The 2,807-nt window shown below is 36.8% G+C and carries 2 protein-coding genes; both read left to right on the top strand.

Annotation, left to right across the window (positions count from 1 at the left end; all coding sequences use genetic code 11):
* A partial coding sequence (locus A6733_RS08640) for a hypothetical protein (RefSeq protein ID WP_176696728.1) occupies window positions 1-1,050 on the top strand: 1,050 nt, incomplete at its 5' end.
* A gap of 1,529 nt (window positions 1,051-2,579) precedes the next feature.
* The coding region (locus A6733_RS00300; RefSeq protein WP_141663420.1) for a hypothetical protein at window positions 2,580-2,807 on the top strand (228 nt) is incomplete at its 3' end.

Below are 2,807 nucleotides of genomic sequence, written 5' to 3'. Positions count from 1 at the left end.
ATTAAATTTACTATTGGGGCTAAGGATTCAGGAAGTAGTATTATTGATCTTACTCATTCTTCGGCCGTTTCTATTTCGCAACTTAAGTCTGAGCTATCATCTCGATCTGAATTATTACCTAAGGCAAATCTTCAATCTGAAACACACTCGGGATCTTTGTTGCTATTAGGGGGAGATTCTGGTCAGTCTTCTACTAGATTTGTTAAATCGTCTTATGAAAATAAATCTGCTGATTTATCTGTGGCTGATATTGTCTCCACTGTTGTAGCATCACCTGAGGTTACCGAATCCTCTTTGCCTCCTCCTACTATTGATATTGATCCGGTTCCTCGAAGAAGTGCATCACATGGAAGCATTACAAGTGGAAGCGAGACATCAGGAAGTAGTGGTAAATGTGCATATGGTACGGATTTAGTGAGTAGTACAGCTGGTCTTACTCATTCTTCGGATGGTATCTCTCTTCCACAACTTCGGTCTCAGCCTGAATTGTCTTCTCAGCCTAATTTTGGATCTTCTTTGTCTCTTAGTGCTGAGACTGTTGTTGTGTCAACTGTTTCTGATCAACATGATAGCGTATCTGTGAATGATACTGTCTCTACTGTTGTAGAATTGCCTGGAGGTACTGTATTTTCTTCGTCTATCGTTACTGATTCTATGGCTGTGTCAACTTTTTATGGCGATTCTTCTTTGACCACTGGTGGTGATGTTTTGGCCTCAACTGTGGATGTTGCTGCTTCTGATTTTGGAGTTTTAGAAGGTGAATCTCCTATTGAAACTCCATCTTCGTTTTCGCCTGCACCTTTGCTTTCACCTCCATCTGGGTTGGGAGTAGCCGATGATGTTTTATCTTTTTCTCCTTCATACATAGAAGATGAGGTAAGGTTGACCGCTTTTGGTGCTGCTCCTGCGTTTTGGGGATTGGGAGATGAATTACTTTCTCCTCCTTCTTCACCTTCTATTTTACCCTCGTCTTCATCTTCATCTTCATGTTTATCTTCATCTCCATCTGAATCAGGATTAGACGCTGATGTTTCCTCGTTCTCCTCATAGTCACCTGTATTGATTGGAGAAGTTGTATTAATTATGGAAGGTGTTGTTTCTGCGTCGGGGGCTTTGTGGTATGCGAATCAACCATTTCATCCTCATCTGAGCAGCTAATAGTGCCAACCCATTACCGCTTCTTCTGTTTCTACTGCTACTATCAGAGAATTTTTCATATTGGTTAGTGTTATTTTTTTAGTTATTTCGCGAACCTAAGAAATTATATATTATGCAATTTAGGGGTTCTTTTGGAGTGTCTACGACTAGTGATGTCGCCGCTGAATCGTTCTTCCTCTTCGGTATCTATTAGTAATAGTGACGTTGCTTGACCTTCCTTTGTATGCAGTGGTTTGTTTTTTTATATGCTATGTTTAGTACTGTGCATTGTGTTTTTTCATATGATCAATGATTAAGTAGAATTTGTTTTTTTGTAGCTAATAGTTAATCATGTATCCAAAGTTAATTATGCAGTAGTTAGGGAGAAGGAAGATTTGTGAAACTAAAAAAAATTTCATGTCATTTACGAAGCACATGGTTATTCATTAGTGATCTTTTATTTTATATGCAATTTATGTTAATTTAACGAAATAATCATCCATAGCAAAATTTTATGCCAGGAGATAAGCTGAATGTTTATGTTTCACATGATACATGATTGTCAAATTTGTATGCTCTTTGTACCTGTATTACAAGTAACTTGGGACGATACTTGTCTTTTTTATTGAATTGATGGAATCCATATTTTAAGTGTTGCAGGTAATGTTTTAAAACATTCGTACGAGTGATGCTCTTTTATATGATAATTGTTCCACATAAGTTCCAGTGTATATGCATGTTGTATTTGAGCCATACTGGTTTTTGATTAACTGCCATGTGTTATCCTGGTGTACACTTATTTATGTTACTTGAGTTCATTTTGCTGTTACTCTTTGATTTTTTTCTTTGTACATGGGAATTGCTACTTTTGGGTATGTGGGTATTATTCTATGAATTGAGTTACAATAGTAATGATTTTTGTGTCTATGCTTATTCGTTATTTTGTGTGCGTTTCGTTATGCGACTGCGCTTACTTCTTTCCTGTAATGTCGGTGCGTTGATTAATGGTTAGATGTTAAATTAAGGAATAACAAAAATAATATGAGCGATGAGCTATTGTTGCGCAATTAATGCGTATTTATTATCTATTAATGTGTTGTTTATTAATACTTTATTTGTGCAATTAATTATTATTTTTTGTATGTAAATGTTTGTTTTTTTTAATTTATATACAAGCTACCATTGCTACCTGGAGGTGTCTTTGGTTTTGTCTGCTTGTGTTCATTAGTTGAAATACAAGAATTTGAGGTCCATGAGTGATAATGTACGACTCTGCCTCCGATTGTGCCCCTTCCTTATTATGCTCCTTGCCTATTTGTGGTGTTGTATGCGTATGCACTTATTTATTGGATTTTACTCATTTTGCTTCTTTCTGTGTTGTTGTGTGTGAGTTGATATTAAAAATATTAAATGACAGATAATAAATATAAAGAGAGCTTGTTATGTATCCTGTATCATCTGTAGCCAGTAGTGCTGCTTCTAGTGGTGCCCCAGATAATGAGGATGATAGCGGTAACAATGAGGGTGCTGTACAACAGGGTGGTAATTTGCAGCAAGCTGAGGTTTTTCCTTCTCCTTCTATTACTTCAACCATTGCTACCACTGTTGGTAAGGGTGGAGGCAAGTCTTCTTCCCAAAAGCATGGCACTTCTGTTGCTGTTTCTTCTTCA

This window comes from Candidatus Ichthyocystis sparus (assembly GCF_900078745.1).
Lineage (GTDB): Bacteria > Pseudomonadota > Gammaproteobacteria > Burkholderiales > 2013Ark19i > Ichthyocystis > Ichthyocystis sparus.
The sequence above is the reverse complement of the archived record's forward strand: the minus strand, read 5'-3'. Positions and strand labels throughout refer to the sequence as shown.